The organism is Actinophytocola sp. (genome assembly GCF_035712165.1).
Classification (GTDB): Bacteria; Actinomycetota; Actinomycetes; order Mycobacteriales; family Pseudonocardiaceae; genus DASYTH01.
On sequence record NZ_DASTBH010000077.1, the window covers coordinates 21,398 to 39,673 of the forward strand.

At 71.5% G+C, this 18,276-nt stretch carries 19 protein-coding genes and 1 pseudogene; 7 read left to right on the forward strand and 13 right to left on the reverse strand.

Features of this window, described 5'->3' with window-relative positions; all coding sequences use genetic code 11:
- Positions 1–144 precede the first annotated feature (144 nt).
- Positions 145–1,092, reverse strand: a complete 948-nt coding sequence (locus VFO68_RS03875; RefSeq protein ID WP_325156740.1) for a YafY family protein — start codon at positions 1,090–1,092, stop codon at positions 145–147.
- A gap of 94 nt (positions 1,093–1,186) precedes the next feature.
- On the opposite strand from VFO68_RS03875, the gene VFO68_RS03880 reads away from it, so the two are divergent.
- Positions 1,187–1,603 (forward strand): VOC family protein, encoded by a 417-nt coding sequence (locus VFO68_RS03880; protein ID WP_325156741.1) that lies wholly within the window; start codon positions 1,187–1,189, stop codon positions 1,601–1,603.
- Between the two features lie 61 nt (positions 1,604–1,664).
- On the opposite strand, the gene VFO68_RS03885 is transcribed toward VFO68_RS03880, so the two are convergent.
- From VFO68_RS03885 to VFO68_RS03920, 8 genes are all read right to left on the reverse strand, one after another.
- Positions 1,665–2,834, reverse strand: coding sequence for an MCE family protein (locus VFO68_RS03885; protein WP_325156742.1), 1,170 nt, complete (start codon positions 2,832–2,834; stop codon positions 1,665–1,667).
- The gene (locus VFO68_RS03890) at positions 2,831–3,967 is read right to left on the reverse strand and encodes an MCE family protein (RefSeq protein ID WP_325156743.1); all 1,137 of its coding nucleotides are present in this window, start codon (positions 3,965–3,967) and stop codon (positions 2,831–2,833) included. The genes VFO68_RS03885 and VFO68_RS03890 overlap by 4 nt, the downstream gene beginning before the upstream one ends.
- Positions 3,964–5,130: an MCE family protein gene (locus VFO68_RS03895; protein WP_325156744.1), complete on the reverse strand. Its 1,167-nt coding sequence runs from the start codon at positions 5,128–5,130 to the stop codon at positions 3,964–3,966. Before VFO68_RS03895 ends, VFO68_RS03890 begins: the two co-directional genes overlap by 4 nt.
- Positions 5,127–6,152, reverse strand: coding sequence for an MCE family protein (locus VFO68_RS03900; RefSeq protein WP_325156745.1), 1,026 nt, complete (start codon positions 6,150–6,152; stop codon positions 5,127–5,129). Before VFO68_RS03900 ends, VFO68_RS03895 begins: the two co-directional genes overlap by 4 nt.
- On the reverse strand, positions 6,140–7,159 hold the full coding sequence (locus VFO68_RS03905) for an MCE family protein (protein ID WP_325156759.1): 1,020 nt from the start codon (positions 7,157–7,159) through the stop codon (positions 6,140–6,142). Before VFO68_RS03905 ends, VFO68_RS03900 begins: the two co-directional genes overlap by 13 nt.
- 83 nt (positions 7,160–7,242) lie before the next feature.
- On the reverse strand, positions 7,243–8,553 hold the full coding sequence (locus tag VFO68_RS03910) for an MCE family protein (RefSeq protein WP_325156746.1): 1,311 nt from the start codon (positions 8,551–8,553) through the stop codon (positions 7,243–7,245).
- Positions 8,550–9,368: an ABC transporter permease gene (locus VFO68_RS03915; protein ID WP_325156747.1), complete on the reverse strand. Its 819-nt coding sequence runs from the start codon at positions 9,366–9,368 to the stop codon at positions 8,550–8,552. The genes VFO68_RS03910 and VFO68_RS03915 overlap by 4 nt, the downstream gene beginning before the upstream one ends.
- A gap of 5 nt (positions 9,369–9,373) precedes the next feature.
- Positions 9,374–10,162, reverse strand: coding sequence for an ABC transporter permease (locus VFO68_RS03920; RefSeq protein ID WP_325156748.1), 789 nt, complete (start codon positions 10,160–10,162; stop codon positions 9,374–9,376).
- Positions 10,163–10,629: 467 nt separating this feature from the next.
- On the opposite strand from VFO68_RS03920, the gene VFO68_RS03925 reads away from it, so the two are divergent.
- The 5 genes from VFO68_RS03925 (at position 10,630) to VFO68_RS03945 (ending at position 14,443) form a co-directional block, all read left to right on the forward strand.
- A complete protein-coding gene (locus VFO68_RS03925) occupies positions 10,630–11,103 on the forward strand; it encodes a Fur family transcriptional regulator (protein ID WP_325156749.1) in 474 nt (157 codons plus the stop codon).
- Positions 11,104–11,242: 139 nt separating this feature from the next.
- Positions 11,243–12,262 (forward strand): chitinase, encoded by a 1,020-nt coding sequence (locus VFO68_RS03930; protein WP_414635451.1) that lies wholly within the window; start codon positions 11,243–11,245, stop codon positions 12,260–12,262.
- 66 nt (positions 12,263–12,328) lie between these two features.
- Complete coding sequence (locus VFO68_RS03935) at positions 12,329–13,294, forward strand: GlxA family transcriptional regulator (RefSeq protein WP_325156751.1); 966 nt, start codon at positions 12,329–12,331, stop codon at positions 13,292–13,294.
- Complete coding sequence (locus tag VFO68_RS03940) at positions 13,291–13,938, forward strand: DJ-1/PfpI family protein (RefSeq protein WP_325156752.1); 648 nt, start codon at positions 13,291–13,293, stop codon at positions 13,936–13,938. Before VFO68_RS03935 ends, VFO68_RS03940 begins: the two co-directional genes overlap by 4 nt.
- A gap of 13 nt (positions 13,939–13,951) precedes the next feature.
- The gene (locus VFO68_RS03945) at positions 13,952–14,443 is read left to right on the forward strand and encodes a Gmad2 immunoglobulin-like domain-containing protein (RefSeq protein WP_325156753.1); all 492 of its coding nucleotides are present in this window, start codon (positions 13,952–13,954) and stop codon (positions 14,441–14,443) included.
- 8 nt (positions 14,444–14,451) lie between these two features.
- Here the strand turns inward: VFO68_RS03945 and VFO68_RS03950 are convergent, their stop codons facing one another.
- The 3 genes from VFO68_RS03950 to VFO68_RS03960 are packed head-to-tail and all read right to left on the reverse strand — an operon-like array spanning position 14,452 to position 16,784.
- Positions 14,452–14,892 carry a hypothetical protein gene (locus VFO68_RS03950; protein WP_325156754.1) on the reverse strand — a complete coding sequence of 147 codons (441 nt, stop codon included), beginning with the start codon at positions 14,890–14,892 and terminating at the stop codon, positions 14,452–14,454.
- Between the two features lie 58 nt (positions 14,893–14,950).
- Complete coding sequence (locus VFO68_RS03955; RefSeq protein WP_325156755.1) at positions 14,951–15,862, reverse strand: thermonuclease family protein; 912 nt, start codon at positions 15,860–15,862, stop codon at positions 14,951–14,953.
- 55 nt (positions 15,863–15,917) lie between these two features.
- Positions 15,918–16,784, reverse strand: coding sequence for a helix-turn-helix transcriptional regulator (locus tag VFO68_RS03960; RefSeq protein WP_325156756.1), 867 nt, complete (start codon positions 16,782–16,784; stop codon positions 15,918–15,920).
- A gap of 135 nt (positions 16,785–16,919) precedes the next feature.
- Here VFO68_RS03960 and VFO68_RS03965 point away from each other — a divergent pair, with 135 nt between their 5' ends.
- Positions 16,920–17,840, forward strand: coding sequence for an NADP-dependent oxidoreductase (locus VFO68_RS03965; protein ID WP_325156757.1), 921 nt, complete (start codon positions 16,920–16,922; stop codon positions 17,838–17,840).
- Between the two features lie 67 nt (positions 17,841–17,907).
- On the opposite strand, the pseudogene VFO68_RS03970 reads toward VFO68_RS03965, so the two are convergent.
- Positions 17,908–18,276 (reverse strand): annotated as a pseudogene (locus VFO68_RS03970) (methyl-accepting chemotaxis protein); the annotation flags it as partial.

An 18,276-nucleotide genomic window follows, 5' to 3' on the forward strand; every position in this document is an offset into this window, starting at 1 on the left:
CAGGCCAGCCCGCCTCCCCGGAATTTTTGTGCGGTCGTTGCGTTCCGGCGAACGGTGCGGATGGCTGGTGGATTGTGGCTGGTTGCCGTCACGGTCCCCTGAGGTAGCTGCTGGCCGGGTGCGGGCTTCCCCGCGGGGCAGGGTCTAGCTGGTGCGGTACCGGGCTAGGAGCTCGGCGCCGATGCGGGAGAGGTGGTCCTGGACCGTCGGGGGGTCGAGGACCTCGATCAGGGCGCCCCAGCCGGCCAGGTTGCGGGCGATGTCCAGCGGGGTGGGGGCGGCCAGCCGGACCCGGGTGCGGCCGTCGGGCAGGTCGGCCTCGGCGTGGCAGTGCCGGCCGAAGTGGTCGCGCAGCACCGGGAGGAACCTGGTTTCGATCAGGACGGTCGCCCGGGTGCTGGACCGCTTCTGCTCCACCTCGCCGACGACCCGGTCCCACGCGGCGGCCAGGGCGAAGTCGTCGGGACGTTCGGCGGGCAGGTCGGTCGGCTCGGCGACGACGATCCGGTCCACCCGGAAGGTCCGCTGGCCACGCTCGGTTCCGGCGACCAGGTACCAGATGTCGTCCTTGTCGACCAGCCCCCACGGGTCGACCAGCCGCTCGCTGCGTGCCCGGGCGCTGCTGAGGTAGGTCAGCCGGACCTTGCGGCGGCGGATCACGGCGTGCTGCAGCTCGTCGACGAGCGCGGGCCGGTCGCGGTCGCGCTCGCCCCACCGGGTGGGGTCGATCATCGTGGCGCTCGCGGCGGCCTCGGCGTCGGCCCGGAAGGTGTGCGGCAGCGCGCGGAGGAGTTTCCGCAGCGCGGCCCGGACCTCGCCGGAGGCCGTCGCGGCCGGGCCGGCGAGCAGGAACAGCGCCCGCGCCTCCGGGGCCGACAGGCCGCTGAGGTCGGTCCGGGCGCCGCCGACCAGCGCCCAGCCGCCGCCCCGGCCCGGCTGCGGGTAGACCGGGACGCCCGCCGCGGACAGCGCCTCCAGGTCGCGCCGGGCGGTGGCGACCGACACCTCGAGCTCGGTCGCCAGTTCGGCCGCGGTCACCCGGCCCCGGGCCTGCATCAGCAACAGGGTGGCGACGAGCCGGTCCGCACGCATGTCGTCAGCATCTCCGGAAAAGTGCTCAATTGATGAGCACTTTACCCGGCAGGCTGGTCTTCGTCAGCAGAGACAGAACGAGAGGAACCCGGTCATGTTGCGAGGACTCAGCACCGTCAGCCTGTTCGCCGACGACGTCGCGGCCGCCGCCCACTGGTACACCGAGGTGCTCGGCATCGAGCCGTACTTCGTCCGGCCGCAGGACGGACCGCCGGCCTACGTCGAGTTCCGCATCGGCGACTACCAGCACGAGCTCGGCGTCGTCGACCGTCGCTACGAGGTCTCGCCGCGCACCGAGGCCGCCGCAGGCGCCGTCACCTACTGGCACGTCGACGACGTCGAGGCCACCTTCGAGCGCCTGCTGGCGCTGGGTGCGACGGTGCACGACAAGCCGATGGAGCGCGGCCCGGGTTTCGTCACCGCCTCGGTCGTCGACCCGTTCGGCAACATCCTCGGCGTCATGTACAACCAGCACTACCTGTCCACGCTGGCCGCGCTTTCCCACGGCTAGGCCCTGTTTCGAAAGTGCTCCGATCCAAGCGCCCAGCTGCGCGCGCCTTATGAAACACAGCCTAGTTCGGGGACAGCAGGTCCGACAGGATGCCGGGCAGGCGTGGCGAGGTGGACGCCGGGGCGGCGGGAGCGGGCGGCTTACCGTTGTAGGGAGCGTTCTGGGAGCCCCGGACGCCGATCGGGCTGCCGGGCGGTTCGGCGCAGTAGGCGTTCTGGTTGGGTGCGACCTCGGCGGTGTCGCTCGCGGGGCGCTGGTGGGTGCCCTCATAGCCGCGGGTGCAGGAGAACGGGTCGTTGAAGGTGAGCACCAGGCCGAGGTGGCCGGTGCCGTCGGGGTTGGCGCCCGGGGCGGTGGCGGTGATCATGGGGAAGGCGACCAGGAGGTGTTCCAGCGCGCCGGTGCGGCTGCGGGTGACGGTCGCGGTGGTGAGCAGGTTGGCGATGACCAGGCCGACGTCGGTGCCGGAGTCGCGCAGCAGGCCCGACACCTGGGCGGAGACCTGGGGAACGGTGCTGATCAGGGTGCGCAGATCCGGGTCGGAACGGCTGAGTTGTTCGGCGATCAGGCGCAGGTCGCGGCTGTAGTCGATGATCAGTTGGGACTGGTCGGCCTGGGTCTGCAGCACGGTGCGGCCGTTGGCGAGCAACGAGATGGTCTGCGGCAGGTGTTCGGTGGCCGCCGTGGTGAGCGTGCCCGCGCTGTCCAGCAGTTCGGCCAGGGCGGGTCCGCTGTCGCCGAACGCGGCGCCCAGTTCGGTCACCACGGTGCGCAGCGCGTCCACCGGCACCGAGCGCACCAGCCGGTCCACACTGGACAGCAAGCCCTCCGGGGTGGGCGGCAGGCCGGTGCGGTCCCGCGGGATCACCGAGCCGTCGCCGAGGAACGGGCCCGCACCCGCGGCGGGAACCAGGTCCACGTACTGCTCGCCGATCGCCGACCGGGTCGCCACCACGGCCCGGGCGTCGGCCGGAATCGGCGGGGCGCCGGCGTCGATGCGGAGCAGGACGTCGATTCCGGTGTCGGACAGGCGAAGCTCGCCGACTCGGCCCACCGGGACACCGCGGTAGGTGACCTCCGCGTTGGCGAAGATGCCGCCGGAGTCGGCGAACTGGGCGGTCACCGTGTAGCCCGAGGAGAACAGCCCGACATAGCTTCCCCCGACGTAACCGATCCCGGCCACGGCGACCATCGCGAACAGCAGCAGGCGCAGCTTCGGCAGACCCCTCACCGGCCACCTCCCAGCAACGCGCCGAGCAGGGCGGACAGCGGGTCGGGCGCCGGCGGTTGGGGCGGGATCGGCGGCAGCGCCAGCGGAACCGGCGGGGGCGGCGCCGGGATGGGGGCGGCCGGCACCGGAACCAGTGGGGTGCTGGCGTTGCCCAGGTTCTCCAGCAGCACGCTGAGGTCCAGGTCGAACCGCACGTCGACGTTGACGAAGTCCCCCTTGAGCGTGTTGAGGAAGTAGTCGGTGAACGGGTAGGTGGCGAGGATCTGCAACGAGTTCGGCAGGTCGGCGCCGGCCTGGGCGAGTGTGCGCAGGGTCGGTTCGAGCAGCCGCAGGTCCTCGGCCAGGCTGGCGGCGCCACGGTTGACGGTGTCGACCGCGACGTCCGAAAGGCGATCCAGCGCGCCGAGCATGGCCACCAGCGAGTCGCGCTGCTCGGTGATCACCCGCAGGCCCGGCGCCAGCCGGTCCAGTGCGGTGGTGAGGTTGGCGGTCTGGCCGGCCAGGGAGCCGGACAGCCGGTTCAGCGCGTCGATCGCCCGCACGATGTCGCCCTGCTGGGCATCCAGGTCCGACACCACCTTGTCCACAGTGGACAGAAGGGAGCGCAGCTGTGGCTCGTTGCCGGCCAGCGCCTGGTTGACCTCGTGCAGGATGGTCTGCAACTGTCCGACCCCGCCGCCGTTGAGCAGCAGCGACAGGGCGCCGAGCACCTCCTCGATCTCGGGGTTGCGGTTCGTGGCCGCGATCGGGATCACCGCGCCGTCGGCCAGCCGGTGTCCCCGCGACGGGTCCGGGGCGCGTAGCTCGACGTACTTCTCGCCGAGCAGGCTGGACTGGCGCAGCCGGGCCTGCGCGTCGGCCGGCAGCGCCACGTCGCCGTTGACCACCAGGCGCACCAGGGCGGTCACGTTGTCCCCGGCCAACTCGATCCGTTCGACCCGGCCGACCGCGACGTCGTGCACCTTCACCGCCGCCTGCGGCACCAGGTCGAGCACGTCGGCGAACTCGGCCGTGACCCGGTACGGGTGGTCGCCGACGTCCGGCCCGCCGGGCAGCGCAACGTCGTACAGGCCGCCGGAACCGCAGCCGGCGACGAGCGCGCACACCAGCACCGCGACGAACCCGGGCTTCACGATCCACCGCCCAGGGACGGCACGAACAGGTCGGTCACCGGCAGCGGCAGCGGTGGCAGCCGGCCGGCCGACAGCGCCGCCAGCACCTCGGCCGGCGTCGGCAACCGCAGCGTTCCGTCGATCACCGGGGCCAGCCGGGCACACAGGTCGGCCAGCGCGGTGGGCAGTTGGACGGGGGTGGCCGAGGCGATCGTCCGGCACACCAGCAGCATCGGCGGGTAGGTCAACTCGTTGAGGTTGCCCCGGATCGCGAAGGAGGCCGACGCCGCGTCGTAGGTGGACAGGAAGTTGGACATCGCCAGCGGCGCCACGTCCAGGATCTCGGCCAGCGCGGCCCGCTGGTCGACCAGCACCTGGGTGATGCCGGTCAGCCGGTCCAGGTTGCCGGCCAGGCCGTCCCGGTTGTCCGCGACGAAGTCCCGAACCTGGCCCAGTGCCACGGCCAGGGAGCCGAGCGCGGCGCCGAGGTCGTCGCGGTCGGCGGCCAGGTAGCCGGTCACCCCGGCCAGCTTGTCGTTGAACGCCCGCACCTGCGCGTCGCTGTCGGCCAGCATCCGGGTGAACCGCTGCAGGTTGTCCACCGTGGCGAACAGGTCGCCGGAGGAGCCGGCCAGCGTGGTCGCCGCCTGGCTGAGCCGCCGCACGGTGTCCCCGAGCAGCGCGCCGTTGCCGTCCAGGTTGGCGGCGGCGGTCTCCAGCGCGCCGGTCAGCGCGCCGTTCGCGTTGGCCCCGTCCGGGCCGAGTGCGGTGGACAACTCGGTCACGCCGGCCACCAGGTCGTCCAGCTCGACCGGAACCTGGGTGCGCTCAACGGGAATCACCGCGCCGTCGGCCAGCAGCGGCCCGGACTCGTAGGCCGGGGCCAGTTGGACGTAGCGGTCGCTGACCAGGCTGGGCGCCACCACCACCGCGTGCGCGCCGGCCGGAACCGGCACGCCGGACTCGACGGTCAACTCCACCCGGACGGTGTCGCCTTGCGGGACAACGCGATCGATGCGGCCGACGGCGACGCCGAGCACCTTGACGGCCGAGCCGGGGTACACGCCGACCGCCTTGGCGAAGTAGGCGGTGACCGTCAGCCCGCGCTGCCACGGCCAGTTCCAGGCCGCGGCCGCGAGGAGCAGCAGTGCCACGCACCAGGCGGCGAGCACCCGCACTCTCATCGCCCACCTCCCGGGGTCAGCGGGACGGCACAGCCCTGCGGGTTGATGTCCAGCACGCCGACCTTGGTCGGTGGCGGCACCAGGCCGCAGATGTAGCCCTCGAACCAGCGGCCGTTGCCGACCACGTTGTTGAACATCCGCACGAACGGCGCGAGGTCGTGCAGGCCCTGGCTCAGGTTGTCCTGGTTGCGTTGCAGGATCGTGGTCACCCTGGTCAGCTCGTCCAGCGCCGGCCGCAGCCGCTGCTGGTTGTCGGCCACCAGCCCGCGCAACTGGTCGGCCAGGCTCCGGGTTCCGGTCAGCAGCGCGCGGACCGCCTCCCGGCGCCGGGACAGCTCGTCGAGCAGCAGCGCGGCGTCGGTGAACAGGGTCCGGAGCTGACCGTCCCAGTCCGCCACGGTCGCGCTCAGCGCCGAGGTGTTGGCGAGCAGCCGGGCCAGCGCACCATCCCGAGTGGACAGTGTGGTGGCGAGCCGGGACAGCCCGGTGAGGGCGTCGCGCACGTGCGCCGGGCTGTGCGCGAAGGTTTCCGCGAGCACCTGGAAGCTGCGGGCCAGTGCCGCGGTGTCGATCCGGTCCACAGTCCGGGACAGCTCGCTGACCGCGGGCACGATGTCGAACGGGGCAACCGTGCGGGCGCGGGGAATCACGTCGTTCGGATCCTGGGCGGTCGCGCCGTCCGGCCGGATGGCCAGGAACTTGTCGCCGAGCAGGGTCCGGATCTCGATGGAGATCGTGCTGCGGTCGCCGATCGTCACGTCGTGCACCCGGAAGTCGACCAGCACCCGGTTTCCGGCCAGCTGCACCCGGCGCACCTCGCCGACCTTCACGCCGGCCAGCCGGACCTCGTTGCCGGGTCGCAACTCGGCGGACTCGGTGAACTCGGCGGTGTAGGTGGTTCCGCCGCCGATGATCGGCAGGTCGTCCAGGTTGAACGCGGCCAACGCCGCGAGTGCGAGCAGCACCAGCGTCATCGCGCCACGCCGCGCGGCGCGGTCCACGGCCGGGCTCACGGCCCGCACCTCGGCGCCATCGGTGTCCCCGGCGCCGGGAGGGCCGGAATGTCGACCACGATCCCGAGACCGGAGATGCCGACCCGGCCCGAGGCGCTGCACAGGAAGTAGTTGAACCAGCCGCCGTAGCTGGCCACCCGGTTGATCGACTCGACCTTGTGCGGCAACGTGGCCAGGAAGTGGTCCACGACGTCGCCGCTGGCGGCCAGGTTGGCCGACAGCGCGCCGAGCGCGGCGATGTCCCCCTTCAGCGGCGGGCGGACGGCGCTCAGCAGACCGGCGGTCGACTCGGTCAGCGCGCCCAGCGCCGCGACCGCGTCCCCGATCGGCCGCCGCTGCTCGGCCAGCCCGGTGGCCAGCCGCTGCATGGTGTCGATCAACCCGGTCAACTCGGCGGTGCGGCCGTTGACCGTGTCCAGCACGGTGTTCAGGTTGTCGATCACCTGGCCGATCACCTGGTCCTTGCCGGCGATCGCCGTGGTGAGCGAGGCGGTATGGGCTAGCAGGCTGTCGATCGTGCCGCCCTCGCCCTGCAGCACCTGGATCAGCTCACCGGCCACCCGGTTGACCTCGGCCGGGTCGAGTGCCTGGAACAGCGGCCGGAAACCGTTGAACAGCACGGTGAGGTTGAGCGCGGGGGCGGTGCGCTCCAGCGGAATGGCCGTCCCGGGCCGCAGCAGCGCGTTGGGGTCGCCGGTGCCGACCGCCAGGGCCAGGTAGCGCTGGCCGATCAGGTTGCGGTACTTGATGGTCGCGGTGACCGACGCCGGCAGCCGGCGGGACGCCGCCACCTCGAAACCGACCTCGGCGAAGCGGTTGTCCACCACGGCGATCGAGCTGACCTGTCCGATGCGGACACCCGACATCCGCACGTCGTCGCCGACGCCGAGCCCGGTGGCGTCGGTGAACCGGGCCGCGTAGCCGGACACCTCGCCGGTGCCCCCGCCCGCGATGGTCAGCCCCAACAGCACGGTCAGGCCGACCGTGACCATCGCGAACACGGTCAGCTTCACCAGCGGTGCCCCCAGACTGTGCTCACCGGCACGGCCTCTGTGCGCCCGCGGCTGCCGCTGGCCAACTCGTCCCCCGGGGTGGTGAATCACCGCACCGTCACCTCCGTTCCGCGCAGCAACGGGCCGAGCAGCAGGGCGCCCCAGCCCGGGACGTCGGCCGGCATCACCTGCAGCGACGGCGCGACCAGGGCGGCGATCAGGTCCCGTTCCGGCGGGGTGTTGGCCAGCACCGGCGCGGCGGTCGGCTGGAAGTCCTGGGGCCGGTCCGATCGCGGCGGTGGCGGCTTGGTCGAGCCGTCCCGCAGCGGCCCGCCTGGCGGGTACTGCGGGAACCGGTTCGGCGGCTTGGCCACCGGATAACACCGGGGTCCGCGCTTGTCGTCGTAGCGCGGGGTGTCCACGCCGGGCAGGTACTTGCCGCGACTGGCGGTGATCTCGATGGTCACCCGCGACACGTTGGGATGCGCGGTGCCCTTGCCGAACGCGGCGTCGGCGGCCGGAATGGCGTCCACCAGCTGCCGCAGCAGGCACGGATATTCGGGCGCGTACCTGGCCAGCACCGCCAGCGTGGGCTCGGCGGTCGTGCTGAGGCTGATCAGGTTGTCGCGGTTGGCGGCCAGGAAGTCGGTGAGGTCGACGGCGGCCGTGGTCAGCGACCCGACCAGGGTGCGTACGCCGTTCTGTTGCTGGGCCAGGGTTTGGCTGGTGGTGGTGAGCTCGCGCAACGCCTGCAACAGGTCCGGCGCCGCGTCGGCATAGGTGTCGGCCACCGTGGCCAGCCGCTCGATGTCCGCCCGCAGGTCGGGCAGCGCCGGGCCGAGCCGGTCGAGGTAGCTGTTCAGGGCCACCAGGGTGGTGCCGAGTTGTTGCCCGCGACCGGTCAGGGCGACGGCCATCGCGTCCAGCGTCGCGGCGAGCTCGGCCGGTCGGACCGCGCGCAGCACCGGCAGCAGGTCGTCGAGGACGGTGTCGATCTCGGTCGCCGCGGCGGTGCGGTCCTGGCTGATCACGTCCCCGGCGGCGATCGGCCGGTCCGGCCGGTCCGGCGTGCTCAGGGCCACGTAGCGTTCGCCGAACAGGGTCTTCGGCAGCAGCCGGGCGGTGACGTTCGCCGGGATCCGCGCGACCAGGGCCGGATCGAGCGCCAGGTCGAGCACCGCGCGGCCGCGCTCGGCGCGGATCGCCCGCACCTCGCCCACCACCAGGCCGCGCAGCTTCACGTCGGCGTGCACGCGCAGTTGGCTGCCGGCCGTCGCGGTTTCCAGCCGGACCGGCACGACGGGGGTGAAAGCCTTGCGGTAGACCGCGATCGACAGCGCGACCAGCAGCCCGGCGAGCACCAGGAACACCAGCCCGGCCAGCTGGTGGCGCAGCGCGGGGCGCTCGGCGGGGTTCATCCGGCGATCCGGACGGTGGTCGTGGCACCCCAGATCGCGAGGCTGAGAAAGAAGTCGAGCAGCATCTGCAGCACGATGGCGGCGCGCACCGCCCGGCCCACCGCGACGCCGACCCCGGCCGGGCCGCCGGTGGCGGTGTACCCGTAGTAGCAGTGCACCATGATCACCACCACGCTGAAGACGATCACCTTCAGGAACGACCAGAGCACGTCCTGCGGGGGCAGGAACAGGTGGAAGTAGTGGTCGTAGGTGCCCGCGGACTGGCCGTAGAACCACACGGTGATCTGGCGGGACGCCGCGTAGGAGCACACCAGTCCCACCAGGTAGAGCGGGACGACCGCGCCGAGCCCGGCCAGCACCCGGGTGGTCACCAGGTACGGCACGCTCGGCACCGCCATCACCTCCAGGGCGTCGATCTCCTCGGAGATCCGCATGGCGCCGAGCTGCGCGGTGAAGCCGCAGCCGACCGTCGCCGACAGGGCGAGCCCGGCGGCCAGCGGGGCGACCTCCCTGGTGTCGAAGTACGCGGCGATGAACCCGGTCAGCGCGGATGTGCCGAGTTGGTTGAGCGCCGAGTAGCCCTGCAGACCGACGATCAGGCCGGTGAACGCGGTCATGCCGATCATGACGCCGAGCGTGCCGCCGATCACCGCGAGCGCGCCGCTGCCGAAGAACACCTCGGACAGCAGCCGCAGGATCTCCCTGGGGTAGCGGGCGATCGTGCGCGGCGTCGTGGCGAGCACCTGGCCGCAGAAGGCGAGCGCCTGGCCCAGCGTGGCCAGTCCCCGTTGCGGCGCCAGCACCACCGTCGCCATGCCGGTCACATCCCCTTGGGCGGCACGAGGTTGAGGTAGATGGCGGTGAGCACCACGTTGATCAGGAACAGCAGCAGGAAGGTGATCACCACGGTCTGGTTGACCGCGTCGCCGACTCCTTTCGGTCCGGGCGCCGGGTTCAGGCCGCGGTAGGCCGCGACGATGCCGGCCACGAAGCCGAACAGCGCCGCCTTGATCTCGCTGATCCACAGGTCCGGAACCTGGGCCAGGGCGTTGAAACTGGCCAGGTAGGCGCCCGGCGTGCCGCCCTGCAGGACCACGTTGAAGTAGTAGCCGCCGACCACGCCGACCACGCTCACCAGGCCGTTGAGCAGCACCGCGACGATCATCGCGGCCAGCACCCTCGGCACGATCAGGCGCTGCACCGGGTTGACCCCCAGCACCGCCATCGCGTCGATCTCCTCCCGGATCCGCCGCGCGCCGATGTCCGCGCACATCGCCGAGCCGCCGGCGCCGGCCACCAGCAGGGCGGTGATCAGCGGACTGGCCTGCTGCACGATGGCGAGCGCGCTGGCCGCACCGGTGAACGACTGGGCGCCGATCTGCTGGATGAGCGAGCCCAGCTGCAGCGCGATCACGGCGCCGAACGGGATCGCGACCAGCGCGGTCGGCAGGATCGTGACGCTGGCGAAGAACCAGCACTGCTGGACCAGTTCGCGCACCTGGAACGGCCGGCGGAAGGTCAGCCGCCCCACCTCGACGGCGAGCGAGGTCAGCCGGCCCACCTGCGCGAGCCCGCGAACCGCGCTGTTCGCCTGCGTCCCGACGCCCATTCCCGACCGCCCGACCTCGACGCCTACTACCAGGTAACGAGCGGCAGCCGATCAGGTTACCCGCGAAGAATGCCGGGTACCGGGCCGGTCAACCGGAAATGTTCCGGTGTGCCCCCACCGCAAGGGCGCCCGCGTTGCGGGCAACCGATCGCGGTGGGGTCGCCTGGCCGGTCCAGCTGGCCGCCGGGCGTACATAGGTGGGACGGCCCGACCGGGCGTGAGCTGGGTCACCCCCGATTGGCCTATACCCATGGGTATGCCGGAGGCATGTTCGCCGGTTTCCGGAATTATCGCGGGTAGGCGGCCGAGGACGGGGAACATCTGCCTTGCGCCCAAGGGCGATCGACAACACGGAAAGTGGTCCCTAGGTGCCATCTAGTGGCAATAGCGGGTTATGCTGGCATTCGGGATTGATCCATCCAGCGTTTCTTGTCTGATTCCAGAAACCTGGCAGGGGTGACGAGCGAATGAGTGTGCACGGTGTAGGCCCCGGGGAAGCCCGGGAGCAGTTGCGAGCGGTGGGGCTGCGGGTGACCGCGCCACGGCTGGCGGTGCTCGAGTGGCTGACCACGCACCCGCACGCGACCGCGGACCAGGTCGCCGCGGGGGTGCGGGAGCGGCTGGACTCGGTGTCCACCCAGGCGATCTACGACGTGCTCAACGCGTGCACGCACGCGAACCTGCTGCGCCGGATCGAACCCGCCGGGCACCCCGCCCGGTTCGAGACCCGCACCTCCGACAACCACCACCACCTGGTCTGCCGCGGCTGTGACCGCACCGAGGACATCGACTGCGTGGTCGGGTTCGCACCCTGCCTGGAGCCGTCCAGCGCGCTCGGCTTCGTGATCGACGAGGCCGAGGTGGTGTTCTGGGGATTGTGCCCGGCTTGCGCACAGTCCACCGGCGGCCTCGCCGCGCCCATCGCCGGCGCCGGACGCTGATTCAGGTCACCAACCCCGCCGACATTCGTGTCCGGCCGATCGCCGGTTGTCCACAAATAGGTCTAGACCTATTTTTGTTTGGGCCGGGATCGCACGGAAGGAGCGCGGGGTGGTTCGTCGAACTGCACGTCTGGTGGGAATGGGACTCGTCGTCGCGCTGGCCGTCCCGTTGCCGGTCGCCGCGACGAACGCGGCGGCAGATGTGACCTGCGCGGTGAAATCCCGGCCTGCGGGCAAAATTCTGCAGGGCTACTGGGAGAACTGGGACGGCGCGGCCAACGGCGTGCATCCGCCGCTGGGCTGGATCCCGATCACCGACAGCAGGATCCGCCAGCACGGCTACAACGTGATCAACGCGGCGTTCCCGGTGATCCGCTCGGACGGCACCGTGCTGTGGGAGAACGGGATGGACGCGACCGTCCGGGTGCCCACCCCGGCGGAGATGTGCCAGGCCAAAGCCGCCGGGCAGACCATCCTGCTGTCGATCGGCGGCGCCACCGCCGGAATCGACCTGAGCTCGCGCACCGTCGCCGACCAGTTCGTCCGGACCGTGGTGCCGATCCTGCGCACCTTCAACTTCGACGGTATCGACATCGACATCGAGACCGGCCTGGTCGGCAGCGGCAACATCAACACGCTGTCCCCCTCGCAGGCCAACCTGATCCGGATCATCGACGGCGTGCTCGCCCAGCTGCCGGCCAACTTCGGGCTCACCATGGCGCCGGAGACCGCCTACGTGACCGGCGGCAGCATCGTCTACGGCTCGATCTGGGGCGCCTACCTGCCGGTCATCAAGAAGTACGCCGACAACGGCCGGCTGTGGTGGCTGAACATGCAGTACTACAACGGAAGCATGTACGGCTGCAGCGGCGACTCCTACTCCGCCGGCACCGTGCAGGGCTTCGTCGCGCAGACCAACTGCCTCAACCGGGGCCTGGTCGTGCAGGGCACCACGATCCGGGTTCCGTTCGACCGGCAGGCACCGGGACTGCCGGCCCAACCGGGCGCGGGCGGCGGCTACCTGTCGCCGAGCCTGGTCGGCCAGGCCTGGCGCAGCTTCGGCACCTCGCTCAAGGGCCTGATGACCTGGTCGGTGAACTGGGACGGCTCGCGCAACTGGACCTTCGGCGACAACGTCGCCAACCTGCAGGGCCGCTGAGCATGTCCTGATTCGTGGGGTACTGGTCGTTGCGGCCATCCGGACCGGGTCCGCAGACTGGTCGACGTGACGAGGCGAGACGTGGTCGTCGTGGTCTACGACGGCATCGCGGTGCTGGATGTGGCCGGACCGCTGGAGGTGTTCGACGGCGCGCGGCACGCGGTCGAGGACGCCTACCGGGTACGGCTGGCCTCGGTCGGCGGGCGAGACGTCGTGGCCTCCTCGGGAGTGCGGCTCGGTGTGGCGCTCGACGTGGCCGAGGTGCCCGAGGATCCGGACACCGTGGTCGTGGCGGGTGGCTGGGGCTACGCCGGGGGTGTCGCCGAGCCCGGACTGGTCGCCGGCATCGCCCGGCTGGCGGCCCGGGCCCGCCGGGTCACCTCGGTGTGCACCGGGGCGTTCCTGCTCGCCGAGGCCGGTCTGCTGGACGGGCGGGCAGCCACGACCCACTGGGCGGCCTGCGCGGACCTGGCCCGGGACTACCCCCGGGTGCGGGTGGACCCGGATGCGATCTTCGTGCGGGACGGTCCGGTGGTCACCGCGGCCGGGGTGAGCGCGGGGTTGGATCTGGCGCTGGCGCTGGTCGAGGAGGACCACGGCGCGGAGTTGGCCCGGCTGATCGCCAAATGGCTGGTGCTGTTCCTGCAGCGGCCCGGCGGGCAGTCCCAGTTCAGCATCTGGTCGCAGACCCGGGTGCCCGGCGACGAGGCGCTCTGCCGGCTGCTCGGCGACATCGCGGCCGACCCGGCGGCCGACCTGTCGGTGCCGGCGATCGCCGAACGGCTGTCGATCAGTCCGCGGCACGTCACCCGGGTGTTCGCCCGCGAGGTCGGGATGAGCCCGGCTCGCTACGTCGAGCGGATCCGGGTGGAGGCGGCCCGAACCCTGCTGGAGAACGGCGCGGACGGGGTGGACACCATCGCCCGGCGGTGCGGCTTCGGCACCGCCGAAACCATGCGCCGGGCTTTCCTGCGCGAGCGGGGCGTTTCGCCGAGCGCCTACCGAGACCGGTTCACCAGCGCCGCCAGATGAGATCGGAGCTTGCCGTCATGGACACCGTCTTCGTCCTGTACGAGAACATGACCGCGCTCGACCTGATCGGGCCCTACGAGGTGCTGGCCGCGCATCCCGCTGTGACGCCGCACTTCGCGGCCGCCCGGCCCGGGGATGTCCGGTGCGACAACGGACTCACGCTGCGGGCCGATGTTTCCTTCGCCGGGGCACCGGATCCGGACCTGATCGTCGTGCCGGGCAGTTCGCGCTGGCGCGCCGCGCTCGCGGACGACGAGTTGATCGGCTGGCTGGCCGCGGCGCATCCGGCGGCCACCTGGACCGCCTCGGTGTGCACCGGATCCACGTTGCTGGGCAGGGCCGGCATCCTCACCGGCCGGCGGGCCACATCGCACTGGGCGGTCCGGGACACCCTGGCCGGCTACGGTGCGGTGCCGTGCGCCGAACGGGTCGTCATCGACGGCGACGTGATCACCGGCGCCGGGGTGTCCGCCGGTATCGACCTGGCGCTGACCCTGGCCGCGACCCTGTGGGGCGACCCGGTCGCCCAGGCGCTCCAGCTGGCGCTGGAGTACGACCCGCAACCCCCGTTCCGGTCCGGCACCCCGGAACAGGCCGGCCCGGAAACCGTGGCCGCGGTACTGGGTGCGCTGGCCGGCACGTGATAAGACGTACGCCATGTCGATCGATGTGCAACAACCGCGGCCCTATGACCTGGTGACCGACCACATCCAGATTGGCGGTGTGGCGGGCGGGGCGTTCGAGGCCAACTTCAACTACCGGATCCACGAGGGACACGACGAGGTCACCGGCAACTTCATGGCCGGCGACGGTGCCGGCGGTCACGGCCAGTTCCAGTTGACCGCCAACGTTTCCGGCGCCTCGTTCACGCTGCAGCAGTTGTATGTCGAGGTGTTCCACGTCTCGCCGCAGGACGGCACCGAACTGGGCAAGGTGATCGTGCCGGTGCTGCTCGGCCGGTTGATCGTCCCCGGTTACCGCGTCTACCTGGAACACGTCGTCGTGCCGGGGGACACGCTGTGGGGAATCTCGGTGAAGTACTACGGATCCGGCAACCACTACCACCGCCTGGTCGCCGCCAACCCGCAGACCATCACCAACCCCAACCTGATCAACCCGGGCGAGGTCCTGCGGGTGCCACAGGCCTGAACAGGTGGTCAGCCGGCGAACTCGGCAAGGTCCGCCGGGACGGGAAGGTCGAGCGCGCGGAGGAACCGGGTGGTGATGGTCTCCAGGTCCTCGTCCAGCTCGGCGTCCTCGTCGTCGGTGGCGAGGTAGGAGCGAAGCTCGCCTTCCTTCGCCGGCAGGCGCGCCGGGTCGGCATCGCCCTGCTGACCGGCCCACCAGGCGGCGAGCCCGGCCGCCTCGCGGGCGACGTCGGTCGGGGCGGACGCCCTGTCGTTCTCGAAGTACACCCGCGGCGTGTAGCCGAGATAGGCGACACCGGTGCCGGGGCCGGGCGGATGGTAGGTCACCGTCGTGATGTCCCCGTCGTGAATGTCCACCATCAGCCAGGGTCCCGGCAGCATCGGCGTGCTGTCCGGATCCTGGTCCGCCCAGTCGTCGCCGTCGTAGACGTAGGTGCCGAAGAAACCCATGCCGAACCTCCTGCCATACCGACCGGTCGGCATTGTAGGCAGGACGTCCGGCGACCGGTCAGGCGGCGCCGGCGAGCTTGCGGGACGGCACCAGGTTGAGCCGGCCGACGGCTTCCTGGACGTCGCGCGGCCACAGCCACAGGCGGTAGGCGGGGGCGACCGTGAAGTAGTCCTCCGGCCCGTGCAGGACGCGGGTGCGCATGTCCACGCAGTACCGCTCCCGCCAGGAGTGCCGGTCCGCCGCGCTCACCTCGGCCCCGCCGACGATCTTCTTGGTGATCTGGAAAAGCCGTTCCAGTCCACGGTATTCGTAGGCGAGCAGGGTGTCCGGCTCGGTCCAGATGCCACGCGGCGCACTGATCGCGGCGTCCGCGTCGGCCAGCAGCAGGGGCAGGTCCAACTCGCCGGGAACGGCCGGGTAGATCACGAACGGCGCCGCCCAGCCCTTCCGCACCATGTCGAGGTTGAACGTGGAACGCTCTTCCCGGCTCAGGTTCCCGCGTTCGGTGGCCGAGTAGTTCGGCGCGACGTAGGCCAGTAACCGGCCGTTGTCGTCGAACGGGCTGTGCCCGTCCATCCGGATGAACAGGCTGCGCTTGCTGCCGTCCGGGCGGGTCAGCCGCTGCTCGACGTTCTGCTTGGCGAACGCGGAGGCTTCCTTGCCCTGCTTGAACTGCAGCGTCCCGGCCCGGCCGGTGGCCAGCTTCGGCAACAGGAACTCGCCCAGCGCCCGGGAGATCGGCGCCCGGCCGGCCTCGATCCATTCGGCCAACTGCGCGAACTCCTGGTCGATCGCGCCGGCCCGGGCGTCGGTGCGGGCGGTCACCTCGGGCGTGTCCACCGACAGCATCCGCACCGGCATCCGGATGTTCGGGGTGTCCCCGTCGGTGATGTCGACCAGTGCCCGCGTTCCGCTCGCCGACATCGTGACGCCCGCAGGCGTCCAGAAGATCTCAACCGCTTCCATCATCGTCCTGCTCCTCACGCGCCGTGCCCCGCCCAACACATCGCCGCGTGCCGCGCAATCATGACGACCGGTCGCCCGGAACCGGGAACTGCTCGTGGTCCAGCACCCGGAGCAGATCGAAGTACTCGATGGTCGGAGTTCCCGGCGGCGGGGTGAAGATGAGCAGCCGTTGGTCCGCGGCCGGGGTCAGCAGCGCCTGGCAGTCCAGCTCCACCGGCCCGATCAGCGGATGCAGCACGCGCATCCGGCTGGTTCGCCGCACGGCCACCTCGTGGCGCTCCCACAACGCGGTGAACTCCGGGCTCGCACCGCGCAGCCGGTCGAGCAACCGGTCCACGGCGTCATCCCGGCCGCGTGCGGTCCGCCGGGTCACCGCGGCGCGCAGATCGGCCACGTGCAACCGGCTGTAGTACTCCCATTCGTCCTCGGGATACGCCCGGCGCACGGCCGGATCGGCGAACCAGCGCCAGACGATGTTGCGGTCCGGCTCGCGCACCGAGCAGACACAGCCGAACAGGGCCTCCGCCATGGTGTTCTGCGCCAGCAGGTCGCCGAGATCGCCGAGCACCTGGGCGGGTGTCGTGGTCAGCCGGTCCAGCAGGTACAGCAGCCCGGGCGCGATGTGCCGGCTGGCGCCCGGGTCGGCCGGCGGCTCGTGGCCGGTGAGCAGGTACAGGTGGTCGCGCTCGTCCTGGGTGAGCCGCAGCGCCCGGGCCAGCGCGGCGACCAGCTGGGTGGACGGCTGCGGGCTGCGGGCCTGTTCCAACCGCATGTAGTAGTCGGTGGACATGCCGGCGAGCTGAGCCACCTCCTCGCGGCGCAGGCCCGGCGTGCGTCGCCGGGCGCCCGGCGGCAGCCCGACCTCCTGCGGGCGCAGCCGGTCCCGGCGGCGGCGGAGAAAGTCCGCCAGCTCAGCGCGGTTCATCACCCCAGCATCACCTTTCGCCGTCGGGCCAGCCAAGGATCGCCGATCCTAGGCAGTGCGGTCCGATGTGCGCCGCGGGCCCGGCGTGCCAGCGTGGACGACATCAAGGTGATCAACACGAGGGGAGTACGGGACATGTCTCGCGCCGTGCGGTACCAGCGGTTCGGTGGGGTCGACGTTCTGGAGGTGGTCGAGGTGCCCCGGCCGCGGCCCGGGCCGGGCCAGGTGCTGGTCGAGGTTCGGGCGGCCGGGATCAACCCGGGCGAGGCCGCGATCCGCGAGGGCGTGTTCGCGGATCGGTGGCCCTCGGTGTTCCCCTCCGGGCAGGGCAGCGACCTGGCCGGGGTGGTGGCCGAAGTGGGTCCGGAGGCGCCGGGGTGGCGCACCGGAGACGAGGTGGTCGGGTTCACCGACGGCCGGGCGAGCCACGCCGAGCTGGTGGTGGTCGAGGCGGCCAACCTGGTCGGCAAGCCGGCCGGCGTCTCCTGGGAGGCGGCCGGCGGGCTGTACGTGGCGGGCACCTCGGCCTACGCCGCGGTGCGCGCGGTGCGGCCGGCCGAGGGGGAGACGGTCGTGGTGTCCGGGGCGGCGGGGGGCGTCGGATCGATCGCGGTGCAGTTGGCCCGCGAAACCGGCGCCACCGTGATCGGTCTGGCCAGCGCGGCGAACCACCCGTGGCTGACCGGGCACGGCGTCCTTCCGGTCGAGTACGGCGCGGGGACCGCCGAGCGGATCCGGGCCGCGTCCGGTGGCCGGGTGGACGCGTTCATCGACACGTTCGGCTCCGGCTACGTCGAGCTGGCGCTGGAGCTGGGGGTCGCGCCCGCGCGGATCAACACGATCATCGACTTCGCCGCGGTGGAGAAGCACGGTGTCAGGGCCGAGGGCAACGCCGCGGCCGCCACCGCCGACGTGCTCGCGGAGCTCGTCGCCCGCATCGACAAGGGGATCCTGGAGATCCCCATCGCCCGGGTATACCCCCTGGACGAGGTCCAGGCCGCCTTCCGCGACCTGGAACGCCGCCGCACCCGAGGCAAGATCGTCTTGCGACCCTGACACCGTGCCGGTTGATGCCGGGCGACGTGCTGTGCGCCGGTGCACGGCACGCCGCCCGGGGTCTGGTTCAGAGCTTGAAGTTGGCCAGGGCGCTCTGTAGTTCGGTGCTCATCCGGGCCAACTCGGCGGCGGCGCTCTGGGCGTCCTCCAGCCGGGCGTTGGTCTGCTGAGCGTTCTCGGCCAGCCCGGCGATGTTGTCCGCGATCGCCTTGGAGCCGTCGGCGGCGTGGGTGACGTTGCGGTTCATCTCGTTGGTGGTCGAGCTCTGCTGCTCGATCGCCGCGGCGATGCTGGTCTGGATGTCGTTGATCCGGCCGATCACCACGCTGATCTCACCGATGGCGTGCACCGCGTTGGCGGTGTCGGCCTGGATCGCGCCCACCCGGGTGGAGATGTCCTCGGTGGCCTTGGCGGTCTCCTGAGCCAGGTCCTTGAC

Coding starts and splice junctions, on each gene's coding strand:
- VFO68_RS03940 (WP_325156752.1), top strand. CDS start 13,291: ATGAGATCGGAGCTTGCCGTCATGGACACCGTCTTCGTCCTGTACGAG.
- VFO68_RS03960 (WP_325156756.1), bottom strand. CDS start 16,784: ATGAACCGCGCTGAGCTGGCGGACTTTCTCCGCCGCCGCCGGGACCGG.
- VFO68_RS03965 (WP_325156757.1), top strand. CDS start 16,920: ATGTCTCGCGCCGTGCGGTACCAGCGGTTCGGTGGGGTCGACGTTCTG.
- VFO68_RS03955 (WP_325156755.1), bottom strand. CDS start 15,862: ATGATGGAAGCGGTTGAGATCTTCTGGACGCCTGCGGGCGTCACGATG.
- VFO68_RS03915 (WP_325156747.1), bottom strand. CDS start 9,368: ATGGCGACGGTGGTGCTGGCGCCGCAACGGGGACTGGCCACGCTGGGC.
- VFO68_RS03920 (WP_325156748.1), bottom strand. CDS start 10,162: ATGGGCGTCGGGACGCAGGCGAACAGCGCGGTTCGCGGGCTCGCGCAG.
- VFO68_RS03880 (WP_325156741.1), top strand. CDS start 1,187: ATGTTGCGAGGACTCAGCACCGTCAGCCTGTTCGCCGACGACGTCGCG.
- VFO68_RS03950 (WP_325156754.1), bottom strand. CDS start 14,892: ATGGGTTTCTTCGGCACCTACGTCTACGACGGCGACGACTGGGCGGAC.
- VFO68_RS03930 (WP_414635451.1), top strand. CDS start 11,243: ATGGGACTCGTCGTCGCGCTGGCCGTCCCGTTGCCGGTCGCCGCGACG.
- VFO68_RS03910 (WP_325156746.1), bottom strand. CDS start 8,553: ATGAACCCCGCCGAGCGCCCCGCGCTGCGCCACCAGCTGGCCGGGCTG.
- VFO68_RS03895 (WP_325156744.1), bottom strand. CDS start 5,130: ATGAGAGTGCGGGTGCTCGCCGCCTGGTGCGTGGCACTGCTGCTCCTC.
- VFO68_RS03945 (WP_325156753.1), top strand. CDS start 13,952: ATGTCGATCGATGTGCAACAACCGCGGCCCTATGACCTGGTGACCGAC.
- VFO68_RS03925 (WP_325156749.1), top strand. CDS start 10,630: ATGAGTGTGCACGGTGTAGGCCCCGGGGAAGCCCGGGAGCAGTTGCGA.
- VFO68_RS03875 (WP_325156740.1), bottom strand. CDS start 1,092: ATGCGTGCGGACCGGCTCGTCGCCACCCTGTTGCTGATGCAGGCCCGG.